Annotated in this window: 16 protein-coding genes and 3 rRNA genes; 18 read left to right on the top strand and 1 reads right to left on the bottom strand. The window is 48.0% G+C overall.

Annotated elements, in window-relative coordinates; genetic code table 11:
• The first annotated feature begins 29 nt into the window (after nucleotides 1–29).
• The 11 genes from QNO02_RS00345 (at nucleotide 30) to QNO02_RS00395 (ending at nucleotide 10,231) form a co-directional block, all read left to right on the top strand.
• Nucleotides 30–1,643, top strand: coding sequence for an anthranilate synthase component I family protein (locus QNO02_RS00345; protein ID WP_289390812.1), 1,614 nt, complete (start codon nucleotides 30–32; stop codon nucleotides 1,641–1,643).
• 60 nt (nucleotides 1,644–1,703) lie between these two features.
• On the top strand, nucleotides 1,704–2,279 hold the full coding sequence (gene pabA, locus QNO02_RS00350; RefSeq protein WP_036606106.1) for an aminodeoxychorismate/anthranilate synthase component II: 576 nt from the start codon (nucleotides 1,704–1,706) through the stop codon (nucleotides 2,277–2,279).
• Between the two features lies 1 nt (nucleotide 2,280).
• Entirely contained in the window at nucleotides 2,281–3,165 is an 885-nt protein-coding gene (locus QNO02_RS00355; protein WP_133387502.1) for an aminotransferase class IV, read from the top strand.
• Nucleotides 3,162–4,025: a dihydropteroate synthase gene (gene folP, locus QNO02_RS00360; protein WP_289390813.1), complete on the top strand. Its 864-nt coding sequence runs from the start codon at nucleotides 3,162–3,164 to the stop codon at nucleotides 4,023–4,025. Before QNO02_RS00355 ends, folP begins: the two co-directional genes overlap by 4 nt.
• A gap of 118 nt (nucleotides 4,026–4,143) precedes the next feature.
• Entirely contained in the window at nucleotides 4,144–4,506 is a 363-nt protein-coding gene (gene folB, locus QNO02_RS00365; RefSeq protein WP_289390814.1) for a dihydroneopterin aldolase, read from the top strand.
• Nucleotides 4,507–4,515: 9 nt separating this feature from the next.
• Nucleotides 4,516–5,064 carry a 2-amino-4-hydroxy-6-hydroxymethyldihydropteridine diphosphokinase gene (gene folK, locus QNO02_RS00370; RefSeq protein ID WP_091039135.1) on the top strand — a complete coding sequence of 183 codons (549 nt, stop codon included), beginning with the start codon at nucleotides 4,516–4,518 and terminating at the stop codon, nucleotides 5,062–5,064.
• Nucleotides 5,025–5,219 (top strand): helix-turn-helix domain-containing protein, encoded by a 195-nt coding sequence (locus tag QNO02_RS00375; protein WP_036668438.1) that lies wholly within the window; start codon nucleotides 5,025–5,027, stop codon nucleotides 5,217–5,219. The genes folK and QNO02_RS00375 overlap by 40 nt, the downstream gene beginning before the upstream one ends.
• 96 nt (nucleotides 5,220–5,315) lie before the next feature.
• Nucleotides 5,316–6,335 carry a tRNA dihydrouridine synthase DusB gene (gene dusB, locus QNO02_RS00380; RefSeq protein ID WP_091039137.1) on the top strand — a complete coding sequence of 340 codons (1,020 nt, stop codon included), beginning with the start codon at nucleotides 5,316–5,318 and terminating at the stop codon, nucleotides 6,333–6,335.
• A gap of 246 nt (nucleotides 6,336–6,581) precedes the next feature.
• A complete protein-coding gene (greA, locus tag QNO02_RS00385; RefSeq protein WP_076216743.1) occupies nucleotides 6,582–7,061 on the top strand; it encodes a transcription elongation factor GreA in 480 nt (159 codons plus the stop codon).
• Between the two features lie 116 nt (nucleotides 7,062–7,177).
• A complete protein-coding gene (gene lysS / locus QNO02_RS00390) occupies nucleotides 7,178–8,689 on the top strand; it encodes a lysine--tRNA ligase (protein ID WP_047844500.1) in 1,512 nt (503 codons plus the stop codon).
• A 204-nt stretch (nucleotides 8,690–8,893) separates the two neighbouring features.
• Nucleotides 8,894–10,231, top strand: a complete 1,338-nt coding sequence (locus tag QNO02_RS00395; protein ID WP_091039139.1) for a TrkH family potassium uptake protein — start codon at nucleotides 8,894–8,896, stop codon at nucleotides 10,229–10,231.
• A gap of 85 nt (nucleotides 10,232–10,316) precedes the next feature.
• Here QNO02_RS00395 and QNO02_RS00400 read toward each other — a convergent pair whose 3' ends face one another.
• On the bottom strand, nucleotides 10,317–10,907 hold the full coding sequence (locus QNO02_RS00400) for a TetR/AcrR family transcriptional regulator (protein ID WP_249913797.1): 591 nt from the start codon (nucleotides 10,905–10,907) through the stop codon (nucleotides 10,317–10,319).
• 87 nt (nucleotides 10,908–10,994) lie between these two features.
• Between QNO02_RS00400 and QNO02_RS00405 the strand changes: the two genes are divergently transcribed.
• From QNO02_RS00405 to pdxT, 7 genes are all read left to right on the top strand, one after another.
• Nucleotides 10,995–11,546: a hypothetical protein gene (locus QNO02_RS00405; protein ID WP_289390815.1), complete on the top strand. Its 552-nt coding sequence runs from the start codon at nucleotides 10,995–10,997 to the stop codon at nucleotides 11,544–11,546.
• A gap of 437 nt (nucleotides 11,547–11,983) precedes the next feature.
• A 16S ribosomal RNA gene (locus tag QNO02_RS00410) occupies nucleotides 11,984–13,536 on the top strand.
• A gap of 243 nt (nucleotides 13,537–13,779) precedes the next feature.
• Nucleotides 13,780–16,707 (top strand): 23S ribosomal RNA (locus QNO02_RS00415).
• Between the two features lie 75 nt (nucleotides 16,708–16,782).
• A 5S ribosomal RNA gene (gene rrf / locus QNO02_RS00420) occupies nucleotides 16,783–16,899 on the top strand.
• The 16S, 23S and 5S rRNA genes sit together here, the layout of an rRNA operon.
• Before the next feature lie 367 nt (nucleotides 16,900–17,266).
• Nucleotides 17,267–18,724, top strand: coding sequence for an IMP dehydrogenase (gene guaB / locus QNO02_RS00425; RefSeq protein WP_289390816.1), 1,458 nt, complete (start codon nucleotides 17,267–17,269; stop codon nucleotides 18,722–18,724).
• A gap of 416 nt (nucleotides 18,725–19,140) precedes the next feature.
• Nucleotides 19,141–20,529 carry a D-alanyl-D-alanine carboxypeptidase family protein gene (locus QNO02_RS00430; protein WP_133387540.1) on the top strand — a complete coding sequence of 463 codons (1,389 nt, stop codon included), beginning with the start codon at nucleotides 19,141–19,143 and terminating at the stop codon, nucleotides 20,527–20,529.
• Nucleotides 20,530–20,747: 218 nt separating this feature from the next.
• Nucleotides 20,748–21,338: a pyridoxal 5'-phosphate synthase glutaminase subunit PdxT gene (gene pdxT, locus QNO02_RS00435; RefSeq protein ID WP_091039250.1), complete on the top strand. Its 591-nt coding sequence runs from the start codon at nucleotides 20,748–20,750 to the stop codon at nucleotides 21,336–21,338.
• The last annotated feature ends 218 nt before the right edge of the window (nucleotides 21,339–21,556 follow it).

Genomic DNA, 21,556 nt, shown 5'->3' on the forward strand with positions numbered 1-21,556 from the left:
TAGCGACAGATGGAGGGCGGCACACCGCAATGACACACCTGATGACAACATACGCCGACTGGATGGAGTGGGCTGAACAAGGCTGGACCATGATGCCCTATATCACGAAGTCGGATGAGGGACCGTATCATGGCGGGTTACCGTTATCGTGGGAGGCAGCTTGGGAGCAGGCGTCACCATACGCAATTGTGCTGGAGAATGGCAAAGGCGGGAGATATACATTTCTGGGACTAGACCCCGTATCCGTTATTTCCGGTAAGGGTCAAGAAGCGGTTATTCATAATGTGACGCAAGGAACCACCTCGACGGACAGCGGCAAGCCGCTTGATGTATTGAAGAGATGGACTGCCCCATATAGTGCACCCAAGGTTAATGGGGCTCCAGACTTTGGTGGTGGATATGCAGGTTATCTCAGCTATGATGTAGCAAGATCATTGGAGAAGCTTCCAGTCTTGGCAGAAGATAACCCGGCTCTACCGGATTATTGGTGGATGCGCTTTGAAGAAATATGGGCGTATGACCATGAGCAGCAGGCGCTTTTCTGCATGGTTCATCTGGCTATTGAGCCTGACCGGAACGAAACTGATATCCGTAGCCTATATTCAGCTGCCGAAGCACGAGCGACAGCGATGCAGCAAAGATGGCTTCATATTATGGGGGCTGCACAGGCCGAGGAACAACAACAGGTACTGGAACGCCGCAACAAGCAGGTGAATCGTACACCGCAGCCTGAAGATGCGGAAAGGGAATCGGAAGGATGGGAGACCTCCTTTCCCCAGAAGGACTTTGAACAAGCTGTGCGTACGGTACAGGAATATATCAGGCAGGGCGATGTGTTCCAGGTGAATCTGTCCTTGAGACAGGAGAAGCGGCTTCATTCGAGTGCTGAGCATATTTATGAATGGCTGCGGCTTGTGAATCCATCACCATATATGGGTATGCTGCGTAGTCCGGAGTTCCAATTGGTAAGCGGATCTCCCGAGCTTCTGGTCAAAGTGGAGAATGGCAAAGTCAGTGCACGTCCCATTGCAGGGACCCGAAGAAGGGGCCGTGATGCAGCAGAAGATAAAGCTATGGCGGATGAACTGCTCAGCAGTGAGAAGGAACGGGCAGAGCATATTATGCTCGTTGATCTGGAACGTAATGATATCGGACGGATTGCAGCCTACGGTTCGGTTCATGTGCCTGAATTGATGACCATCGAGAAGTATTCCCATGTTATGCATCTCGTTTCCCAAGTGGAAGGCAGGCTGGCAGAAGGGTTATCCGTATTTGATGTGATCGCTGCGACATTCCCGGGTGGAACGATTACCGGAGCGCCGAAAGTCCGCACCATGGAGATTATCGAGGAACTTGAGCCTGTGCGGCGTGGGCCTTATACGGGTTCCATCGGGTGGATGGATTACAGTGGAAATATGGAATTGAACATCGTCATTCGTACACTTGCCATTAAGGACGGTATTGGTTATGTACAGGCCGGGGCAGGGATTGTCATTGATTCCGATCCATATCGGGAATATAAGGAATGTCGCAACAAAGCAAGAGCGATGATGAGAGCTGTGAATTACAGCGAAGAGGCGGAAGCAAGCAGAGCTGTTGAACAAGAACAAGCGGAGCGAACTGAAGCTATTAAATTAAACTAAACTAAAATAAAACGAAGCAACCGTCACTTGCATTGACGGAAGATGAGGAGGAGCAGGCATATGATACTGGTTATCGATAATTACGATTCCTTCACGTATAACCTGGTTCAATATCTGGGTGAACTGGGTGAGACGGTGGAAGTTCGCCGCAACGATGAGATTGATCTGGCAGGCATAGAGGCACTGGCACCTGATCATATTCTGATCTCTCCGGGTCCTTGTACACCAAATGAAGCGGGCATTAGCCTGGCAGTCATCGATCATTTCAAGGGAAGCATTCCGATCTTTGGTGTTTGTCTGGGGCATCAGTCCATTGGACAAGCGTTTGGTGGCAATGTCATTCGTGCAGAGCGCATGATGCACGGCAAAACATCCGAGATGCACCACAATGGGACATCGGTATTTGCCGGATTGCCATCCCCATTTACAGCTACCCGTTATCACTCCCTGATTGTCGAGCGCAGCAGCTTGCCTGACTGTCTTGAGATTACAGCGGAGACAGCTGAAGGTGAGATTATGGGTCTGCGCCACAAAGAATATGCGATTGAAGGCGTTCAGTTCCACCCGGAATCCATTATTACAGACCACGGACATCAGATGCTTCGTAACTTTTTGTCCCAACAAGTGAAGGTTTAACATGCAATATGCCGCGATAAACGGAGAGTTGGTCAATATGGCGGCGGCCGTGGTTCCTGTAACGGATCACGGCTTTTTGTACGGACTGGGACTGTTTGAGACGTTCCGGACGTATCAAGGTGTCCCATATCTTTTGGAACGGCATTTGGAGCGAATGTCTTCGGGGTGTAAGGAACTTGGCATTCCTTTTACAACGACCGTGGCAGAGGTGACAGATTGGATTGAACGTCTGATGCATGCGAACGGACTTCAGGATGCGTATGTACGTTATACGGTATCAGCCGGTGAAGCACCGCTAGGCTTACCTTCTGGTGACTATTCGAAGCCAAATCATATTATACTGGCAAAAGCATTACCTGAACCTTCTCCCTCTTTATATGAGTGCGGCAAAATGCTTCAACGGTTGTCTACGCCACGCAACACACCCGAAGGAGAAGTGCGGTTCAAGTCACTGCATTACATGAACAGCATTCTGGCGAAACGTGAGCTGAACGGGTACGGGCAGTATGTGCAGGGTGCAGAAGGGCTACAATTAACCCGTGATGGTCATATAGCGGAAGGGATCGTCAGCAATATATTTTGGGTACGGGAAAATGTACTCTACACACCAGCACTCTCAACCGGCATTCTGCCGGGTATCACGAGAGCTGTGGTACTTGAGATCGCCACGCAGCAAGGAATTCCCTGCATAGAAACGTTAGCGGCTTGGGAGGATCTCCTGCAAGCCGATGAAATATTTCTAACAGGCTCGGTTGCCGAACTGGTTCCGGTTACAACTCTGCGCGATCAGGAGGGAGCCGAAACAATAATCAGCAACGGACATATAGGCCCGGTTACAGCAGTCCTTCTGGGTATGTACCGGCAGAAAGCGGGGTATACTTCATGACACTTACACCTGTCATCTATGAACGGAACTATGCATGGGGGCCAGCTGAATTGAAGCTGGGTACAAGAACACAGATTATGGGCATTCTTAACGTCACGCCTGACTCATTCTCGGACGGCGGACGTTACACCAACGTGGAGCGGGCAGTTGCCCATGCCAAACAGATGATGGAGGACGGGGCGGACCTGATTGATATCGGCGGAGAGTCCACACGTCCAGGTTCAGATGCCGTGGACGCCGATGAAGAGCTGAGCCGGATCATTCCCGTTATTGAAGCATTGCATCAGCAAGCCCCGCATATTCCAATATCGGTAGACACGTATAAGGCCGATGTTGCACGTCAGGCTATTCTGGCAGGTGCCCATATCATTAATGATGTGTGGGGTGCCAAGGCAGATCCAGATATGGCCCGCACCGTAGCAGAGCTAGGGTGTCCCATCATTTTGATGCATAATCGGCAGGATCGGAATTACATTGATTATCTGAGTGATGTCATGAGCGATTTGCAGGAGAGTATACAAATTACACTGGGAGCCGGCGTGAAAGCAGAGCAAATTATCCTGGACCCGGGTATTGGTTTTGTGAAGGATATCGGAGAAAATCTGAGGCTCATGTCATCGCTCGGTTTGCTCAATGAAATGGGATATCCCGTTCTGCTAGCCACCTCACGTAAAAGATTCATCCAGAACACCCTGGATGTTGGTGCGGATGATGCGCTGGAAGGAACGGCTGCGACCGTTGCATTTGGCATTGCCCAAGGCTGCCAGATGGTTCGGGTTCATGATGTGAAGCCGATTCGGCGGACGGCAGACATGTGTGATGCCATGTTATATGCTTCTCCGGGTCTACGGAGGAAATAATGCTGGCGGGTCCGAGTGACCCGACTAGTGAAAGCTCAGCGTTTTTTCAAAGGCGAAGCAAAAAGATATCTTCAAAATAGAGAATTATTTCAATATATATAGAGGGCAGGCGGATCGTATGGATAGAATGGTATTGCATCGTATGGAGTATTACGGATATCATGGTGTTTTTGCAGAAGAACGGAAGCTGGGGCAGCGGTACTATATTGATCTGGAGATTGATATGGACCTGGGTGAGGCTGGACGTAACGATGATCTGACCAAAACGATTAATTATGCAGATATCCATGAGCTGGTAAAACAGATTGTAGAGAATAAATCATTCCAGTTAATTGAAGCTTTGGGCGAACATATTGCATCTTCTTTACTAGACACTTATACTATTATCAATGCATTGACAGTCAAGGTGACGAAGCCACATCCGCCATTCGATATTCATTTTGAGGGCGTAACGGTAGAGCTTCGCCGCACAAGAAAGTGAGAACCGATCATGATTGCACATTCGACCTCTGAATCTTCAGAGGCTTATATTGCTTTAGGGGCCAATTTGGGTGACCGGGAACAGACGCTGTTTGAAGCATTGTCTTTGCTGGATGAACACCCTCATATATCCGTTCTGCGTTGTTCTGCACTATATGAGACGGAGCCTGTAGGATATGTAGATCAGCCTGCGTTTCTGAATATGGCAGTCGCTGTACAGGTGATGCTGACACCGGAGCAGTTGCTCACGGAATTACTGGATATCGAGAACCGACTTGGACGTGTTCGTGATATTCGCTGGGGACCGCGCACCGTTGATTTGGATCTGCTCTGGATGCACGGTGAGACGCGAGATACCGAATTACTTCAATTGCCTCATCCTCGTATGGGAGAACGGGCTTTTGTGCTGGTCCCACTGTCGGATATCGTACCGGAGGGCGAGATTTCAGGTTTGTATACCTTTGTACACTCATCGTTGTCTGTACTGGATGGAAAGGATGGAATACAGCTTTGGAAAACATGCAATTGGCCAATCGAATCCGGGCATTCCGGAAGCTGAAAGGTTTAACACAACATGAACTTGCGGCCGAGACCGGCATCTCGCTGGCCATTCTGGGAACCATTGAACGGGGAAACCGTAAGGTATCACAGCAAGAGCTCGATCGAATTGCTGGTGTGCTGGCAATCAGTATCGAGGAGTTGCGGGGCAACTAGAACCCTTTCGGTTTCGTCATGTTACAACAACCAAGACACCGATCGAACTTTATATCGTGATATATACAGAAATAAAAAAGGAGTGGAACGACTACCGTGCTTAACATTGGTGGCATTGAAATGAAAAACCAGGTCGTACTTGCGCCGATGGCTGGCGTATGTAATCCGGCTTTTCGTTTGATCGCAAAAGAATTCGGAACAGGCCTCGTATGCGCGGAGATGGTGAGTGGCAAAGCCATTGTCCATGGCAACCAGCGTACACGTGAGATGTTGTTTGTAGATGAGCGTGAGAAACCGCTGAGCCTTCAGATTTTTGGGGGAGATCGTGATTCCCTTGTAGAAGCAGCCAAAATCGTGGACCAAGAAACCAATGCAGACATTATCGACATTAACATGGGATGCCCTGTGCCAAAGGTAACGAAATGTGATGCAGGTGCACGTTGGTTGCTTGATCCGAACAAAATCTATGAGATGGTATCCGCTGTTGTGGACGCGGTTGAGAAGCCGGTGACGGTCAAGATGCGTATCGGCTGGGACAACGAGCATATTTTCGCGGTTGAGAATGCGCTCGCGGTTGAACGTGCGGGTGGACAGGCGGTAAGTGTACACGGCCGTACGCGTGAGCAACTCTATACAGGCACGGCTGACTGGTCACACATCAAAGATGTAAAAGAGGCTGTCTCTATTCCAGTGATCGGCAATGGCGATGTCCATACACCAGAGGATGCACGCCGTATGCTGGATGAAACGGGTTGTGACGGAGTTATGATCGGTCGTGCTGCCCTGGGTAACCCCTGGATGCTGTATCGTACCATTCAATACTTAAGCACGGGGGAATTGCTTCCTGACCCGAATGGCGAAGAGAAGATCCGTGTTGCCATCCTGCACATGGATCGCCTGATCGCACTGAAGAATGAGACGGTTGCTGTACGCGAGATGCGTAAACACCTGGCTTGGTATCTGAAAGGCTTGAAAGGATCTGCTCGCATCAAGGACGTTATTATGGAAGGTACCAAGCGTGATGAGATGGTACAGATTCTGGAGAACTTTGTGAGTCAGCTGAAAAGCGAAGGCAATTTGGAGTCAGAACCGGTAATCGCCGGAAGTGCATCGTAATTAAGACTGTAAAACGTTTACAGCTATAGAGGACGTAACATTGACTTTTCGAGATCGTTCCCCTATACTTTCACAGTATAAATTCGCCATGTGCGTTAATTAAAGGCTAGTCATCAGGAGGAATATTCTATTTCTCTGGAGAACTTCATATAGTTTTGAAGATGTATGCGGGCGGAGCTATGTAATTGGCACTGATTCCGTTGCCGTACAATCCAAATTATTCCCATGACAGGAGAATCGGTTGAGATGAGCGACAAGGAAGTTATCCTTACACCAGAGGGACTTAAGAAGCTGGAAGAAGAACTGGAAACATTGAAATCAGTGAAGCGCCGCGAAGTGGCTGAACGGATTAAGGTAGCCATCGGGTATGGAGATATCAGTGAGAACTCTGAATACGAAGATGCCAAGAACGAACAGGCTTTCATTGAAGGTCGTATTATTACTTTGGAGAAAATGCTTCGGAACGCACGCATTATTAACAGTGATGAGATTGACACCGATGTCGTGAGTGTAGGTGCAACAGTTACTGTGGAAGATTTGGAATTCGGTGATATCACAGAATATACAATTGTAGGTTCTGCTGAATCTAACCCGCTTCAGAACAAGATTTCAAACGAAAGCCCTGTTGGTAAAGCGATCCTGGGCAAGAAAAATGGTACAGTTGTTGATGTAAGTGTGCCTGCTGGCGTAATTCAATATAAAATTGTAGATATTAAAAAGCTATAGTAACGAAGCAGTTGGGCACGGTAAACAAAAGCTTCCCTAGGGAAGCTTTTTCAACATTTGAGGAAGAGTGTCCTCACGGGATGCCTGCAATGTAAATAAGGAGATGAATACAGATCATGACGGATGAAGTCTTGAATCAGGAAACCGAACTTAGCGAGCTTTTACAAATTCGCCGTGACAAATTGGACGAGCTCCGCAAATTGGGAATCGACCCTTTTGGCCAAAAATACGTACGTACCGAAGAAGCCGGCTCCATTCTGAAGAAGTATGAAGAACTGACCAAGGAAGAGCTGGAAGAGAAGCACATCGAAGTCAGTATTGCCGGACGGATTATGGCGAAGCGGGGAATGGGTAAAGCAAGCTTCGCACATATTCAGGACCTGAGCGGCAGAATCCAGATCTATGTTCGTCAGGATAGCGTGCCTGAAGACAAGTATGCGGCATTTAGCCTGCTGGACCTTGGCGATATCGTTGGGGTAACAGGCGTGATCTTTAAGACCAAAACAGGTGAAACTTCTGTCAAAGTGAAAGATCTTGAAGTGCTGTCCAAATCGCTCTATCCGCTTCCGGATAAATTCCATGGTCTCACCGACGTAGAGCTGCGTTACCGCCAGCGTTATGTTGACCTGATTATGAGCCCGGATGTACAACAAACCTTTATCGCACGTTCCAAAATCATTCAATCGATGCGCCGTTACCTGGATTCCCTTGGATATCTGGAAGTGGAAACACCTACGTTGCATACGATCGCAGGAGGAGCTGCAGCACGTCCGTTTATTACGCATCACAATGCGCTGGATATGGAACTGTACATGCGAATCGCGATTGAACTTCACCTGAAACGTCTGATTGTTGGCGGACTGGAGAAGGTATATGAGATCGGCCGTGTATATCGGAATGAAGGTATGTCCACACGTCACAATCCGGAGTTCACAATGATTGAATTGTATGAGGCATATGCCGACTACAAAGATATTATGCAATTGACAGAGAACCTGGTTGCTCATATTGCACAGGAAGTACTGGGTACGCAAGTGATCCAGTATGGAGATTATGAAGTAGATCTTACACCGCAGTGGCGCCGTGTTACGATGGTGGATGCAGTTAAGGAAGTTGTGGGCGTAGACTTCTCCGTACACATGACGGATGAGGAAGCACACAACTTGGCGAAGGAACATAAGGTTCCGGTTGAAAAACATATGACATTTGGTCATATTCTGAACGCGTTCTTTGAAGAGTTTGTGGAAGAGACGTTGATTCAGCCGACATTCATTATGGGACATCCTCTTGAAATCTCACCACTGGCGAAGAAAAATGATGTAGATCCGCGGTTCACGGATCGCTTCGAATTGTTCATCGTTGGACGCGAGCATGCCAATGCCTTCACAGAGCTGAATGATCCAATCGATCAGCGTCAGCGCTTTGAAGCACAGATGCTGGAGAAAGAACATGGGAACGACGAAGCTCATGAGATGGATGACGACTTCATCCGTGCGCTCGAATATGGTATGCCACCAACAGGCGGATTGGGAATCGGGGTTGATCGTCTGATCATGCTGCTTACCAATTCCCCGTCGATTCGTGACGTACTGCTCTTCCCGCACATGCGTCCTCGTACGCAAGATTAAATAAGGAACGTAGGATACGTTCATAATAGAAGAGGAACCTGCCGTTCAGTATGATGCTGGGGCAAGTTCCTCTTTAGGTTTACATAGACGCGAAAAATAAAGTTTGTCAGAAGGCCCTTGCTCACAGCACACCATTAGGGTAATACCGCGTCTTGAATTTGTTAGATTAACCTGTTCGTATTTTTGTTAAAAGAGGTGCCCTTCATGAAGTTCAGGCTTCACTTTGCCAAATTCTTATCTCCTCCGTTAATTCTGGTCGGTGGTTTTCTGCTTATTATTGCGATTGGAACGGTGCTTCTCATGTTGCCAATCTCCAACCAAAGCGGTAAGCATTTGGCGTTTATTGACGCGCTTTTTACATCAACCTCTGCCGCATGTGTGACTGGACTTGTCGTTGTGGATGTAGGGACGACCTTTAATTTGTTTGGTCAGATCGTCATTATGGTATTAATGCAGCTTGGTGGACTCGGCTTCATGACCATGGCTACCCTCTTTGCGCTTGTATTGGGCAAGCGAATCTCACTCAAGGACAGATTGTTACTCAAAGAAGCCATTAATGCAGACAGTATGGAAGGGATAGTACGCATTATCCGCAAGGTGTTGATTTTCTCCTTTACCATTGAAGGAGTGGCTGCTGTCATACTAGCGCTGCGCTGGGCAACGGAGATGCCATTGGGTCAGGCCGTATACTATGGAATATTCCACTCTGTTTCATTATTTAATAATGGTGGATTTGATCTGTTCGGCAATAGCTTTCAATACTACACCGGAGACTGGATATTCAACCTGACTGCTTCCGTGCTCGTTATCTCTGGTGGACTAGGTTTTGTTGTATTAAATGATCTGTTTGAGTATCGCAAACGCCGCCGTCTATCTCTTCAGTCCAAACTGGTGCTGTCTGTATCCGGAGCGCTGATCGGTATAGGAGCGATTGTGTTGTTTGTTTTCGAATTCACCAATGGACATACACTGGCTTCACTCACCTGGAGCGAGAAGATCTATGCGTCCTTCTTCCAATCTGTCTCTACACGTTCGTCGGGAACAAGTACAATCGATATCACGGAGATGAGGCAGGCTACCCAGTTTTTCTTCATTCTGCTGATGTTTATCGGGGCTTCCCCGGGATCGACCGGGGGCGGGATCAAGACAACTACATTCCTGATCATGATTGGTGCAGTGTATGCCATGATTCGGGGAAATAAGGATATCGTGTTTTTCCGCCAGCGTGTTCCAAAGGAACTGCTGATGAGGGCGTTGACCATTATTATGGTTTCTCTGATCATATTCATGATCGTGGTAATGCTTCTGCTGACGACGGAGGATGCGCCATTCCTTTCACTGATGTTTGAAGCTGCATCCGCAATCGGTACCGTGGGTCTTTCCGTGGGAGTGACTGATGAGTTGACCAATTGGGGAAAAATTATTATTACCTTTACCATGTTTGTAGGTCGGATTGGGCCATTAACCATCGCGTATGCCCTTCGTCCGCGCAAAGAGAAGAAACTGTATCGTCATCCGGAAGGCCGGATCATTATCGGATAAAAAGAAAAACCGTCAGACATTCAGAACTAACTCCTGTTATCGTAACGGGCCTTAGTCACAACGAATGTGCTGCGGTTTTTTTGGTTTAACGACACAAAGAAGCAAGATGTAAGGTGAGAACATCGTCCATGAGCTGGGCATTCATCTGATCCGGTCTAAGCACGGTATGTATGCCTAAGCCATCCACCAGTGCATACAATCTCTCGATCTCCAGTTCTTTGTCCAGATCGGGTCTGGAGAGGTCGAGCTTTATCAGGTAGTTGATAACAGAACCTACAGCTTGTCTGAGTTCATCATATACGGTATTAGCAAGTTCTTTGAGTGTAGGATCGGTGTTGGATCTGGCAGTAAAAGCGTACCACACCTCCATTTCGGCCAGTTTTTCTTCTGTGTTTGGTAAGAATTCGAGCAATAGGCATTTCATATTGTCCATGGGAGAGCCGGTAAAGGACATTTTTTGGACTCGATGGGATACCCGTTCGGATACCAGATTCATGGCATATCGTAGTAGTTCCGATTGAGTAGAAAAGTAGTGACGCATTGAGCCAACCGAAACTCCAGCTTCTTCAGCGATATTTCGAACAGAGGCCTGTTCCATGCCATCTTTTCGTATAATACGCCAAGCCGCCTCTGCTACCAGCACGCGCTGTTTATCATGATCAACAATTTTAGGCATAGGTGTATTATATCACTATTGATTATTATAATACATACGTGCTAAATTATATTTAATACATTTGTATCAAAAAAAGGAGAGGCTGAAATGATTGGTTATATCATTATAGGTTGTGAGATTGCCTTTTGGGTGTTTGTGTTCACGGGTCTGAGTGTCAGGTATCTCCTTGGCATGAAGCGGTTAGGCATCGGTTTGTTAATGGCGACGCCGATTATCGATCTGTTATTGCTTGTTGCTACAGTTATGGATCTACAGCGAGGAGCTACAGCAAGTATAATTCATGGTATAGCTGCGGTGTATATAGGAGTAAGCATTGCTTATGGTCACCAGATGATCGCTTGGGCGGATCGATATTTCCTATATTGGTTCAAGAGTGGGGAGAACCCTCGCAGCAACAAGTTATATGGTAGAGAACATGCGAGTCGTGAGCGTAGTGGATGGTTTAGACATCTATTGGCTTGGGCAATAGGCAGTGCTTTTCTATTAGCCATGATATGGTGGGTTGGAGATGCTGAACGTACAGCTGTCTTCAATAATCTGATCAAAGTGTGGGGAATGATACTCGGAATCGATTTTTTGATAAGCTTTAGTTACAGTTTATGGCCAAGAAAGGTTCCTGCTAGGAATGTTAAACATTAAAGTGAAAATGGACGTGCGTATGAACTTGCTAAGTTGGGAGAGTACCATATGTACGTCTGTATTAGATCAAACCGATTGTTAATATAGTTTCAAAAAAAGACTTGCATTCAAAATCTGTACATGGTATATTCTAATTCCGGCCAAGAAAACACGGTTTACACGGTGCGGCAAGCAAACGAAATAAGCTTCGAAAGAAACTTAAAAAAAGAGCTTGCAAAGTTGGTTCGGATGTGATAAGATATAAAAGTTGCTGAAGAGAACGACATTCGGTAGCGAAACAAGTTTGATCTTTGAAAACTGAACAACGAGTGAGTAAACATTCTGCTTGCAGAATGAACGCAAAAGTTCGAAACAAGCCTTGGCTTGAATCGACTGGAGCACAAATGAGATTTTAATCTCGTCAGATTCAAAATGAGCTTATCGCTCTTTTCAATACTTTATTGGAGAGTTTGATCCTGGCTCAGGACGAACGCTGGCGGCATGCCTAATACATGCAAGTCGAGCGGACTTGAAGAGAAGCTTGCTTCTCTGATGGTTAGCGGCGGACGGGTGAGTAACACGTAGGCAACCTGCCCTCAAGTTTGGGACAACTACCGGAAACGGTAGCTAATACCGAATAGTTGTTTCCTTCGCCTGAAGGAAACTGGAAAGACGGAGCAATCTGTCACTTGGGGATGGGCCTGCGGCGCATTAGCTAGTTGGTGGGGTAACGGCTCACCAAGGCGACGATGCGTAGCCGACCTGAGAGGGTGATCGGCCACACTGGGACTGAGACACGGCCCAGACTCCTACGGGAGGCAGCAGTAGGGAATCTTCCGCAATGGGCGAAAGCCTGACGGAGCAATGCCGCGTGAGTGATGAAGGTTTTCGGATCGTAAAGCTCTGTTGCCAGGGAAGAACGCTTGGGAGAGTAACTGCTCTCAAGGTGACGGTACCTGAGAAGAAAGCCCCGGCTAACTACGTGCCAGCAGCCGCGGTAATACGTAGGGGGCAAGCGTTGTCCGGAATTATTGGGCGTAAAGCGCGCGCAGGCGGTCATTTAAGTCTGGTGTTTAATCCCGGGGCTCAACCCCGGATCGCACTGGAAACTGGGTGACTTGAGTGCAGAAGAGGAGAGTGGAATTCCACGTGTAGCGGTGAAATGCGTAGATATGTGGAGGAACACCAGTGGCGAAGGCGACTCTCTGGGCTGTAACTGACGCTGAGGCGCGAAAGCGTGGGGAGCAAACAGGATTAGATACCCTGGTAGTCCACGCCGTAAACGATGAGTGCTAGGTGTTAGGGGTTTCGATACCCTTGGTGCCGAAGTTAACACATTAAGCACTCCGCCTGGGGAGTACGGTCGCAAGACTGAAACTCAAAGGAATTGACGGGGACCCGCACAAGCAGTGGAGTATGTGGTTTAATTCGAAGCAACGCGAAGAACCTTACCAGGTCTTGACATCCCTCTGACCGGTACAGAGATGTACCTTTCCTTCGGGACAGAGGAGACAGGTGGTGCATGGTTGTCGTCAGCTCGTGTCGTGAGATGTTGGGTTAAGTCCCGCAACGAGCGCAACCCTTATATTTAGTTGCCAGCACTTCGGGTGGGCACTCTAGATAGACTGCCGGTGACAAACCGGAGGAAGGTGGGGATGACGTCAAATCATCATGCCCCTTATGACCTGGGCTACACACGTACTACAATGGCCGGTACAACGGGCTGCGAAATCGCGAGATGGAGCCAATCCCAACAAAGCCGGTCTCAGTTCGGATTGCAGGCTGCAACTCGCCTGCATGAAGTCGGAATTGCTAGTAATCGCGGATCAGCATGCCGCGGTGAATACGTTCCCGGGTCTTGTACACACCGCCCGTCACACCACGAGAGTTTATAACACCCGAAGTCGGTGGGGTAACCGCAAGGAGCCAGCCGCCGAAGGTGGGATAGATGATTGGGGTGAAGTCGTAACAAGGTAGCCGTATCGGAAGGTGCGGCTGGATCACCTCCTTTCTATGGAGAATCGTTTCCTGCAACGGAAACATTCAAATATGCAGCTCAGCTGCAAAACACTCACTCGTTGCTCAGTTTTGAGAGCTCAAACTCTCAAACAGCTTGCTTTTGCATGGAGCTTGTTCTTTGAAAACTAGATATCGAAACGAAACAAACGCGAATTAGAACATTCCTTTTTAGCTGAACTTGTGCAAACAAGTTTAAATAAAAACGGTAGATTGCTATTGCTCATATTGAGCAATTGGTTAAGCTACTAAGAGCACACGGAGGATGCCTAGGCGCTAGGAGCCGATGAAGGACGTGGCGAACAACGAAACTGCCTCGGGGAGCTGTAAGCAAGCTTTGATCCGGGGGTGTCCGAATGGGGAAACCCAGCTGGGGTAATTTCCAGTTACTCATAACTGAATACATAGGTTATGTAGAGGCATACCAGGGGAACTGAAACATCTAAGTACCCTGAGGAAGAGAAAACAATAGTGATTCCGTCAGTAGCGGCGAGCGAACGCGGAGAAGCCCAAACCAGAGAGCTTGCTCTTTGGGGTTGTGGGACGTCTCACATGGAGTTACAAAGGAACCGGTTAAGCGAAGAGGTCTGGAAAGGCCCGCCAAAGAAGGTAAAAGCCCTGTAATTGAAAGTCTGTTCCCTCCGAGACGGATCCCGAGTAGTGCGGGGCACGTGAAACCCCGTATGAATCCGGCAGGACCATCTGCCAAGGCTAAATACTTCCTAGCGACCGATAGTGAAGCAGTACCGTGAGGGAAAGGTGAAAAGCACCCCGGAAGGGGAGTGAAATAGAACCTGAAACCGTGTGCTTACAAAAAGTCAGAGCCCGTTTTAGGGGTGATGGCGTGCCTTTTGTAGAATGAACCGGCGAGTTACGTTCCCGTGCAAGGTTAAGGTGAAGAGCCGGAGCCGCAGCGAAAGCGAGTCTGAATAGGGCGAATGAGTACGTGGACGTAGACCCGAAACCGGGTGATCTACCCCTGTCCAGGGTGAAGGTGCGGTAACACGCACTGGAGGCCCGAACCCACGCATGTTGAAAAATGCGGGGATGAGGTGGGGGTAGCGGAGAAATTCCAATCGAACTCGGAGATAGCTGGTTCTCCCCGAAATAGCTTTAGGGCTAGCCTCGGAAAACAGAGTCGTGGAGGTAGAGCACTGATTGGGTGCGGGGCCCGCAAGGGTTACCAAGCTCAGTCAAACTCCGAATGCCATAGACTTACTTCCGGGAGTCAGACAGTGAGTGCTAAGATCCATTGTCAAAAGGGAAACAGCCCAGACCATCAGCTAAGGTCCCCAAGTGTGTGTTAAGTGGGAAAGGATGTGGAGTTGCACAGACAACCAGGATGTTGGCTTAGAAGCAGCCACCATTGAAAGAGTGCGTAATAGCTCACTGGTCGAGTGACTCTGCGCCGAAAATGTAACGGGGCTAAACACACCACCGAAGCTATGGCTTGATGCTTTGCATCAGGGGTAGGGGAGCGTTGTATAAGGGTTGAAGGTGTACCGTAAGGAGCGCTGGACATTATACAAGTGAGAATGCCGGTATGAGTAACGAAAAGATCAGTGAGAATCTGATCCGCCGAAAGCCTAAGGGTTCCTGAGGAAGGCTCGTCCGCTCAGGGTAAGTCGGGACCTAAGGCGAGGCCGAAAGGCGTAGTCGAAGGACAACAGGTCGAAATTCCTGTACCACCGTAAGCCGTTATGAGCAATGGGGGGACGCAGTAGGGTAGTGACGCGGACTGATGGATGTCCGTCTAAGCAGTAAGGCTGATGTGTAGGCAAATCCGCACATTGTAAGGCTGAGCTGTGATGGGGAGCGAAAATTATAGTAGCGAAGGTCATGATCTCACACTGCCAAGAAAAGCCTCTAGCCAGGTGAAGGTGCCCGTACCGCAAACCGACACAGGTAGGCGAGAAGAGTATTCTAAGGCGCGCGGAAGAACTCTCGTTAAGGAACTCGGCAAAATGACCCCGTAACTTCGGGAGAAGGGGTGCCCCGGTAGTGTGAATAGCACGAGGGGGCCGCAGTGAAAAGGCCCAAGCGACTGTTTAGCAAAAACACAGGTCTGTGCGAAGCCGTAAGGCGAAGTATACGGGCTGACGCCTGCCCGGTGCTGGAAGGTTAAGGGGAGTGGTTAGGGAGTAATCCCGAAGCTGTGAACCGAAGCCCCAGTAAACGGCGGCCGTAACTATAACGGTCCTAAGGTAGCGAAATTCCTTGTCAGGTAAATTCTGACCCGCACGAATGGCGTAACGACTTGGGCGCTGTCTCAACGAGAGATCCGGTGAAATTTTAATACCTGTGAAGATGCAGGTTACCCGCGACAAGACGGAAAGACCCCATGGAGCTTTACTGCAGCTTGATATTGAATTTGGGTACGATCTGTACAGGATAGGTGGGAGCCTTTGAAACGTGAGCGCCAGCTTGCGTGGAGGCAACGTTGGGATACCACCCTGATCGTATCTAGGTTCTAACCTGGTACCGTAATCCGGTGCGGGGACAGTGTCAGGTGGGCAGTTTGACTGGGGCGGTCGCCTCCTAAAGAGTAACGGAGGCGCCCAAAGGTTCCCTCAGAATGGTTGGAAATCATTCGAAGAGTGCAAAGGCATAAGGGAGCTTGACTGCGAGACCTACAAGTCGAGCAGGGACGAAAGTCGGGCTTAGTGATCCGGTGGTACCGCATGGAAGGGCCATCGCTCAACGGATAAAAGCTACCCTGGGGATAACAGGCTTATCTCCCCCAAGAGTCCACATCGACGGGGAGGTTTGGCACCTCGATGTCGGCTCATCGCATCCTGGGGCTGAAGTAGGTCCCAAGGGTTGGGCTGTTCGCCCATTAAAGCGGTACGCGAGCTGGGTTCAGAACGTCGTGAGACAGTTCGGTCCCTATCTGTCGTGGGCGTAGGAAATTTGAGAGGAGCTGTCCTTAGTACGAGAGGACCGGGATGGACGTACCGCTGGTGTACCAGTTGTTCCGCCAGGAGCACCGCTGGGTAGCTATGTACGGACGGGATAAACGCTGAAAGCATCTAAGCGTGAAGCCCCCCTCAAGATGAGATTTCCCAGTATGTAAGACCCCTTGAAGACGACGAGGTAGATAGGCTGGGGGTGGAAGTGCAGCAATGCATGGAGCTGACCAGTACTAATCGGTCGAGGGCTTATCCAATAGCAAGTTGTAATTCGCGTGTTTCGTTTCGAATCTAGTTTTCAGAGAACAACACTCTGAAATGTAAGCTACGCGTTTGGTGGCGATGGCGGAGGGGTTCCACACGTACCCATCCCGAACACGACCGTTAAGCCCTCTAGCGCCGATGGTACTTGGACCGCAGGGTCCTGGGAGAGTAGGACGCCGCCAAGCAAAGAACCACTGCCGATGTTATTCGGTGGTGGTTTTTATTATATAGTTTTATTATGCAGTATGGGATTAAAATACAGATTGGATGTATTGATTTATCAGCACAATAGGTTGTATAAATGTAACGTTATTCGATACGAATTGACGTTTTTTTGTGTAATAACTAGACTTGTCCGCTCTGGAAAAACAGTTGTGTTCATCAGGCAATACACCTGATATAACCAAGTACTTTTCCTTGACAGTCTAAATATCGCTTTGCTAAGATGGCAATAATAAATTTTTCAGAAAACGTATTTTCGGCGTAAAATACAGCCTGGAATCTTCGGGTTTTGGACCGTAAAGCTGAGCAAACATAAGGAGGAACACTTGCGTGTGGGAAGATAAATTTGGTAAGGAAGGCCTCACCTTTGATGATGTATTGCTAGTGCCACGGAAATCCGAGACACTGCCTAAAGAAGTAGATGTATCTATTCGTTTGAGCGATAATGTAAAGCTAAATATTCCTTTGATTAGTGCGGGTATGGATACGGTAACTGAAGCGACATTGGCTATTGCCATTGCACGTGAAGGCGGTATCGGTATTATCCATAAAAATATGTCGGTTGAACAACAGGCAGAAGAAGTAGATCGTGTTAAGCGTTCGGAGAGTGGCGTAATTACGAATCCATTCTCACTGACGGCAGATCATCTGGTATCTGATGCGGAAGCAGTAATGGCGAAATATCGGATCTCCGGTGTACCTATTATTGAAGGAGATCAGAAGCTGGTTGGTATTTTGACTAACCGCGATTTGCGTTTTATCCATGATTACGGCATCAAAATTAGCGAGGTCATGACTCGTGAGAATCTGGTTACCGCTCCTGTAGGCACTACACTGCAAGAAGCTGAGGGTATCCTTCAGAAGCACAAGATTGAAAAACTTCCATTAGTTGATGAGACAAACACATTGAAAGGTCTTATCACGATTAAAGATATTGAGAAAGCCATTCAATTCCCTCATGCAGCCAAAGACGCTCAAGGACGTCTGTTGGTTGGTGCAGCGATTGGTATTTCCAAAGATACATTTGAACGTGCTGATGCTTTGGTACAAGCTGGTGTTGACCTGATTACGGTAGACTCGGCTCACGGACACCATATCAATATCATTGAAGCTGTACGTCAGCTTCGTGAACGTTTCCCTAGCCTGACCATCGTTGCAGGTAACGTCGCTACTGGCGCAGCCACTCGTGACCTGATCGAAGCAGGGGCTTCGGTAGTTAAAGTGGGTATTGGTCCAGGTTCGATTTGTACAACACGTGTTATCGCTGGTATTGGTGTACCTCAAGTAACTGCAGTGTACGATTGTGCAACGGTGGCACGCGAATATGGAGTTCCGATTATCGCGGATGGCGGAATCAAATATTCTGGTGAAATTACGAAGGCACTGGCTGCAGGCGCACACGCGGTGATGCTGGGAAGTTTGTTTGCCGGCACAGCAGAGAGCCCGGGAGAAACTGAAATCTTCCAAGGACGTAGCTACAAAGTATACCGCGGTATGGGTTCAATGGCTGCAATGAAACAAGGTAGTAAAGATCGTTACTTCCAAGATGATGACAAGAAACTGGTTCCGGAAGGAATCGAAGGTCGTGTCGCTTACAAAGGACCATTGTCTGATACGATCCACCAACTGATTGGTGGTCTGCGTTCGGGTATGGGATACTGTGGTACAAGTAACTTGGAGCAACTTCGTAACGATACAGGCTTTATCCGAATTACAGGTGCGGGACTGCGCGAAAGTCATCCCCATGATGTACAGATTACCAAAGAAGCACCTAACTACTCGTTGTAATCTGAAGAGAGTTAATCATTTCCAGGACAGGCTCGGTGATTTTCACCGGGTCTGTCTTTTTTTGCAGATACCCCTGTGATAGAATAGAACAAGCGGTGACGATCCATGGGTGGATTAAGGCGTTGCGGCGGTTTTTTGACGTGAATCTATGAATATGGTTTTGAAAAGCAAATGCAGTGCCAGAAAAGACTGCCAGGTAAACAGAAGCGCGGACGTCCTTTTACATAAGCATTTGCAAAATGCGGACTAAGTGACAATCGATAACGAACTTTAGGGGCAATAATATTGCTCGTTCGATACAGCGCATATAGCACACATCTCATACATCAAACACACAGGTTAGGGAACAAGAAAATCGCAGCATAAGCTGCACTGAAGCAATTCACAATGCTTTGGATCGAAGGGAGTATTCATCATTGAAAGCCAAACACATGAATAAAAAGAAACGCCAAATGCTCAAAAAGAGCGTAGCCTCGGTAATGCTAATTAACATGCTTTGCATGTCTGCAGTAATGCCGGTCATGGCTGCTGCGGATAACTCCGGTCAGGTTCTGACTGCTGCAGCAACAACAACAAAGACGGAGAAAGCCGTGCAGGTGCCTGGGGTAGACTCACTTGGGCTTGAAGTTAGATCTGCAGTGCTTATGGAAGCCTCAACGGGACAGATTCTACTAAATGTTGATGCGGATAAAGCGATGCCACCTGCAAGTATGACCAAAATGATGACAGAGTACATTGTCGCCGAACAAGTCAAACAAGGTAAATTCGGCTGGGACGATATTGTAACTGTTAAAAAGAATGCTGCACAAAGTATCGGGTCGCGTATTTTCCTCGCAGAAGGTGACCAGCACACAGTTAAGGATCTCTATATTGCTATGGCTGTTGGATCTGCCAATGATGCTACGGTTGCTTTGGCTGAACATGTTGCCGGTTCGGAAGAAGCTTTCGTGAAAATGATGAATGATGAAGCGAAGCGTATGGGCATGAAGGATACGTTCTTCATCAACTCTTCCGGTCTAGACCGAGCAGATATGCCTGCCGACTTCCGTCCAGCTGAAGACAAGGAAACAGTGATGTCCGCAATGGATGCTGCGATTCTTTGCAGATATATCATCATGGATCACCCAGACTACAAAGATTTCACAACCATTCAATCCTATAAGTTCCGTCCAAATGATAAAGCTCCAATTATCAACTACAACTGGATGCTGGAAGCGAATAAAAATATAACCAACTTCAAAAGCTATGCCTATGAAGGTCTGGACGGAATGAAAACAGGCCATACCACGAACGCAGGTAATAACTTTACAGGTACAGCTGAACGTAACGGTATGCGTCTCATCAGTGTTGTTATGGGCACAGATTCGGAATCTGCACGTTTCAGAGAAACCAAAAAGGTACTGGACTTTGGATTTAACAACTTTGAAGTAAAACAGGCTGTCGCAGGCAAGACCAAAGTGACGGGCTGGGAAGCGGTACCTTTGAAAAAAGGTAAAGAAACAACTGTTCCTGTCGTAACAGATAATGCCGTAAGTTTTGTTGTTCCTAAAGGTACTCAGAACCTGGATGTGACGTTCAAAGCCAACGTAACTGAGGCTGACAAGCTGGTAGCACCAATCAAGGCAGGTACAAAGGTTGGTACAGTAACGTACACGTATAAAGCAGATGGAATTGAGCCACAGGAAAAAACAGTGAACTTGATCACTGCGGAAGAGGCGGAAAAAGGCGGATGGTTCCGTTTGTTCTTCCGTGCCGTGAAGGATTTCTTCGTGGATCTCTTTGACGGGATCAAAAACCTGTTCTAACCCTTAGCAAACTTCATGAAAAGAGTATGATCATGATTTTGATGTATATGTGATCATATCATTGACAAAATACAAGTTATTCCGACCGGATGGATTGTATATTTACAATTTTTCCGGTAAAATATCAAGTTAGAATTCACGTATGATGAAGTAAAAAAGTACAATGTTCGTTTACCAATATGCAAGATCGTGGCTGGTAAGAGAAGGGGAATGAGCGTATGAAGATCGGCGTTTTAGCACTTCAAGGAGCTGTCACAGAGCATATTCGAAGTATTGAACGTGCTGGAGCAGAAGGTGTGGCTATCAAACAGGTTCAGCAATTGGAGGACTTGGATGGTCTTATCCTTCCTGGCGGGGAAAGCACAACGATCGGTAAACTGATGCGCAAGTATGGGTTTATGGATGCCATTCGCGCGTTTGCTGCTGAAGGCAAACCTGTGTTTGGTACCTGTGCTGGCTTGATCGTTATGGCTAAACACATTGCAGGGCAAGAGGAAGCTCATTTGGAGCTAATGGATATGACTGTATCCCGAAATGCATTTGGACGGCAGAGAGAAAGTTTTGAGACGGATTTGCCAGTCAAAGGCATTGAGGAAACGGTAAGGGCTGTGTTTATACGGGCGCCCTTGATCGAGAGTGTCGGAGACCAGGTCGAAGTTCTCTCCACATACAAGGATGAGATTGTTACCGCTCGTCAGGGGCATTTGCTGGCTTGCTCCTACCATCCGGAGTTGACGGATGACTATCGTCTGCATACTTATTTTGTAGACATGGCCAGATCCTACAAACACACGGTAGACTCTAAATAATGCATGATGTACAACCTATGATCTCCCGGTCATCGGATCACTTCCCCAGAAGCCGTGTAAGGCCGCTGGATGGCAGTTGCATCTGAACGGATGCCTGATGTTGCCTGTATCTGCTTCATAGCGGGAATCGCAGCGGAGGGTAACACCGGGGATATAGGTTGTTTTTTGGGTTACAGGTTCCGATAAGTATATAGTAAGGTATATACAGTAGAGTTTTG

The sequence above is a fragment of the Paenibacillus sp. PK1-4R genome, assembly GCF_030369595.1.
Classification (GTDB): domain Bacteria; phylum Bacillota; class Bacilli; order Paenibacillales; family Paenibacillaceae; genus Paenibacillus.

Excerpts from the sequence above, each read along its gene's own strand:
- pdxT (WP_091039250.1), top strand. The coding sequence starts at position 20,748 with ATGAAGATCGGCGTTTTAGCACTTCAAGGAGCTGTCACAGAGCATATT.
- QNO02_RS00400 (WP_249913797.1), bottom strand. The coding sequence starts at position 10,907 with ATGCCTAAAATTGTTGATCATGATAAACAGCGCGTGCTGGTAGCAGAG.
- QNO02_RS00395 (WP_091039139.1), top strand. The coding sequence starts at position 8,894 with ATGAAGTTCAGGCTTCACTTTGCCAAATTCTTATCTCCTCCGTTAATT.
- folB (WP_289390814.1), top strand. The coding sequence starts at position 4,144 with ATGGATAGAATGGTATTGCATCGTATGGAGTATTACGGATATCATGGT.
- pabA (WP_036606106.1), top strand. The coding sequence starts at position 1,704 with ATGATACTGGTTATCGATAATTACGATTCCTTCACGTATAACCTGGTT.
- greA (WP_076216743.1), top strand. The coding sequence starts at position 6,582 with ATGAGCGACAAGGAAGTTATCCTTACACCAGAGGGACTTAAGAAGCTG.
- QNO02_RS00355 (WP_133387502.1), top strand. The coding sequence starts at position 2,281 with ATGCAATATGCCGCGATAAACGGAGAGTTGGTCAATATGGCGGCGGCC.
- lysS (WP_047844500.1), top strand. The coding sequence starts at position 7,178 with ATGACGGATGAAGTCTTGAATCAGGAAACCGAACTTAGCGAGCTTTTA.
- QNO02_RS00375 (WP_036668438.1), top strand. The coding sequence starts at position 5,025 with ATGCAATTGGCCAATCGAATCCGGGCATTCCGGAAGCTGAAAGGTTTA.
- folP (WP_289390813.1), top strand. The coding sequence starts at position 3,162 with ATGACACTTACACCTGTCATCTATGAACGGAACTATGCATGGGGGCCA.
- folK (WP_091039135.1), top strand. The coding sequence starts at position 4,516 with ATGATTGCACATTCGACCTCTGAATCTTCAGAGGCTTATATTGCTTTA.
- QNO02_RS00405 (WP_289390815.1), top strand. The coding sequence starts at position 10,995 with ATGATTGGTTATATCATTATAGGTTGTGAGATTGCCTTTTGGGTGTTT.
- QNO02_RS00345 (WP_289390812.1), top strand. The coding sequence starts at position 30 with ATGACACACCTGATGACAACATACGCCGACTGGATGGAGTGGGCTGAA.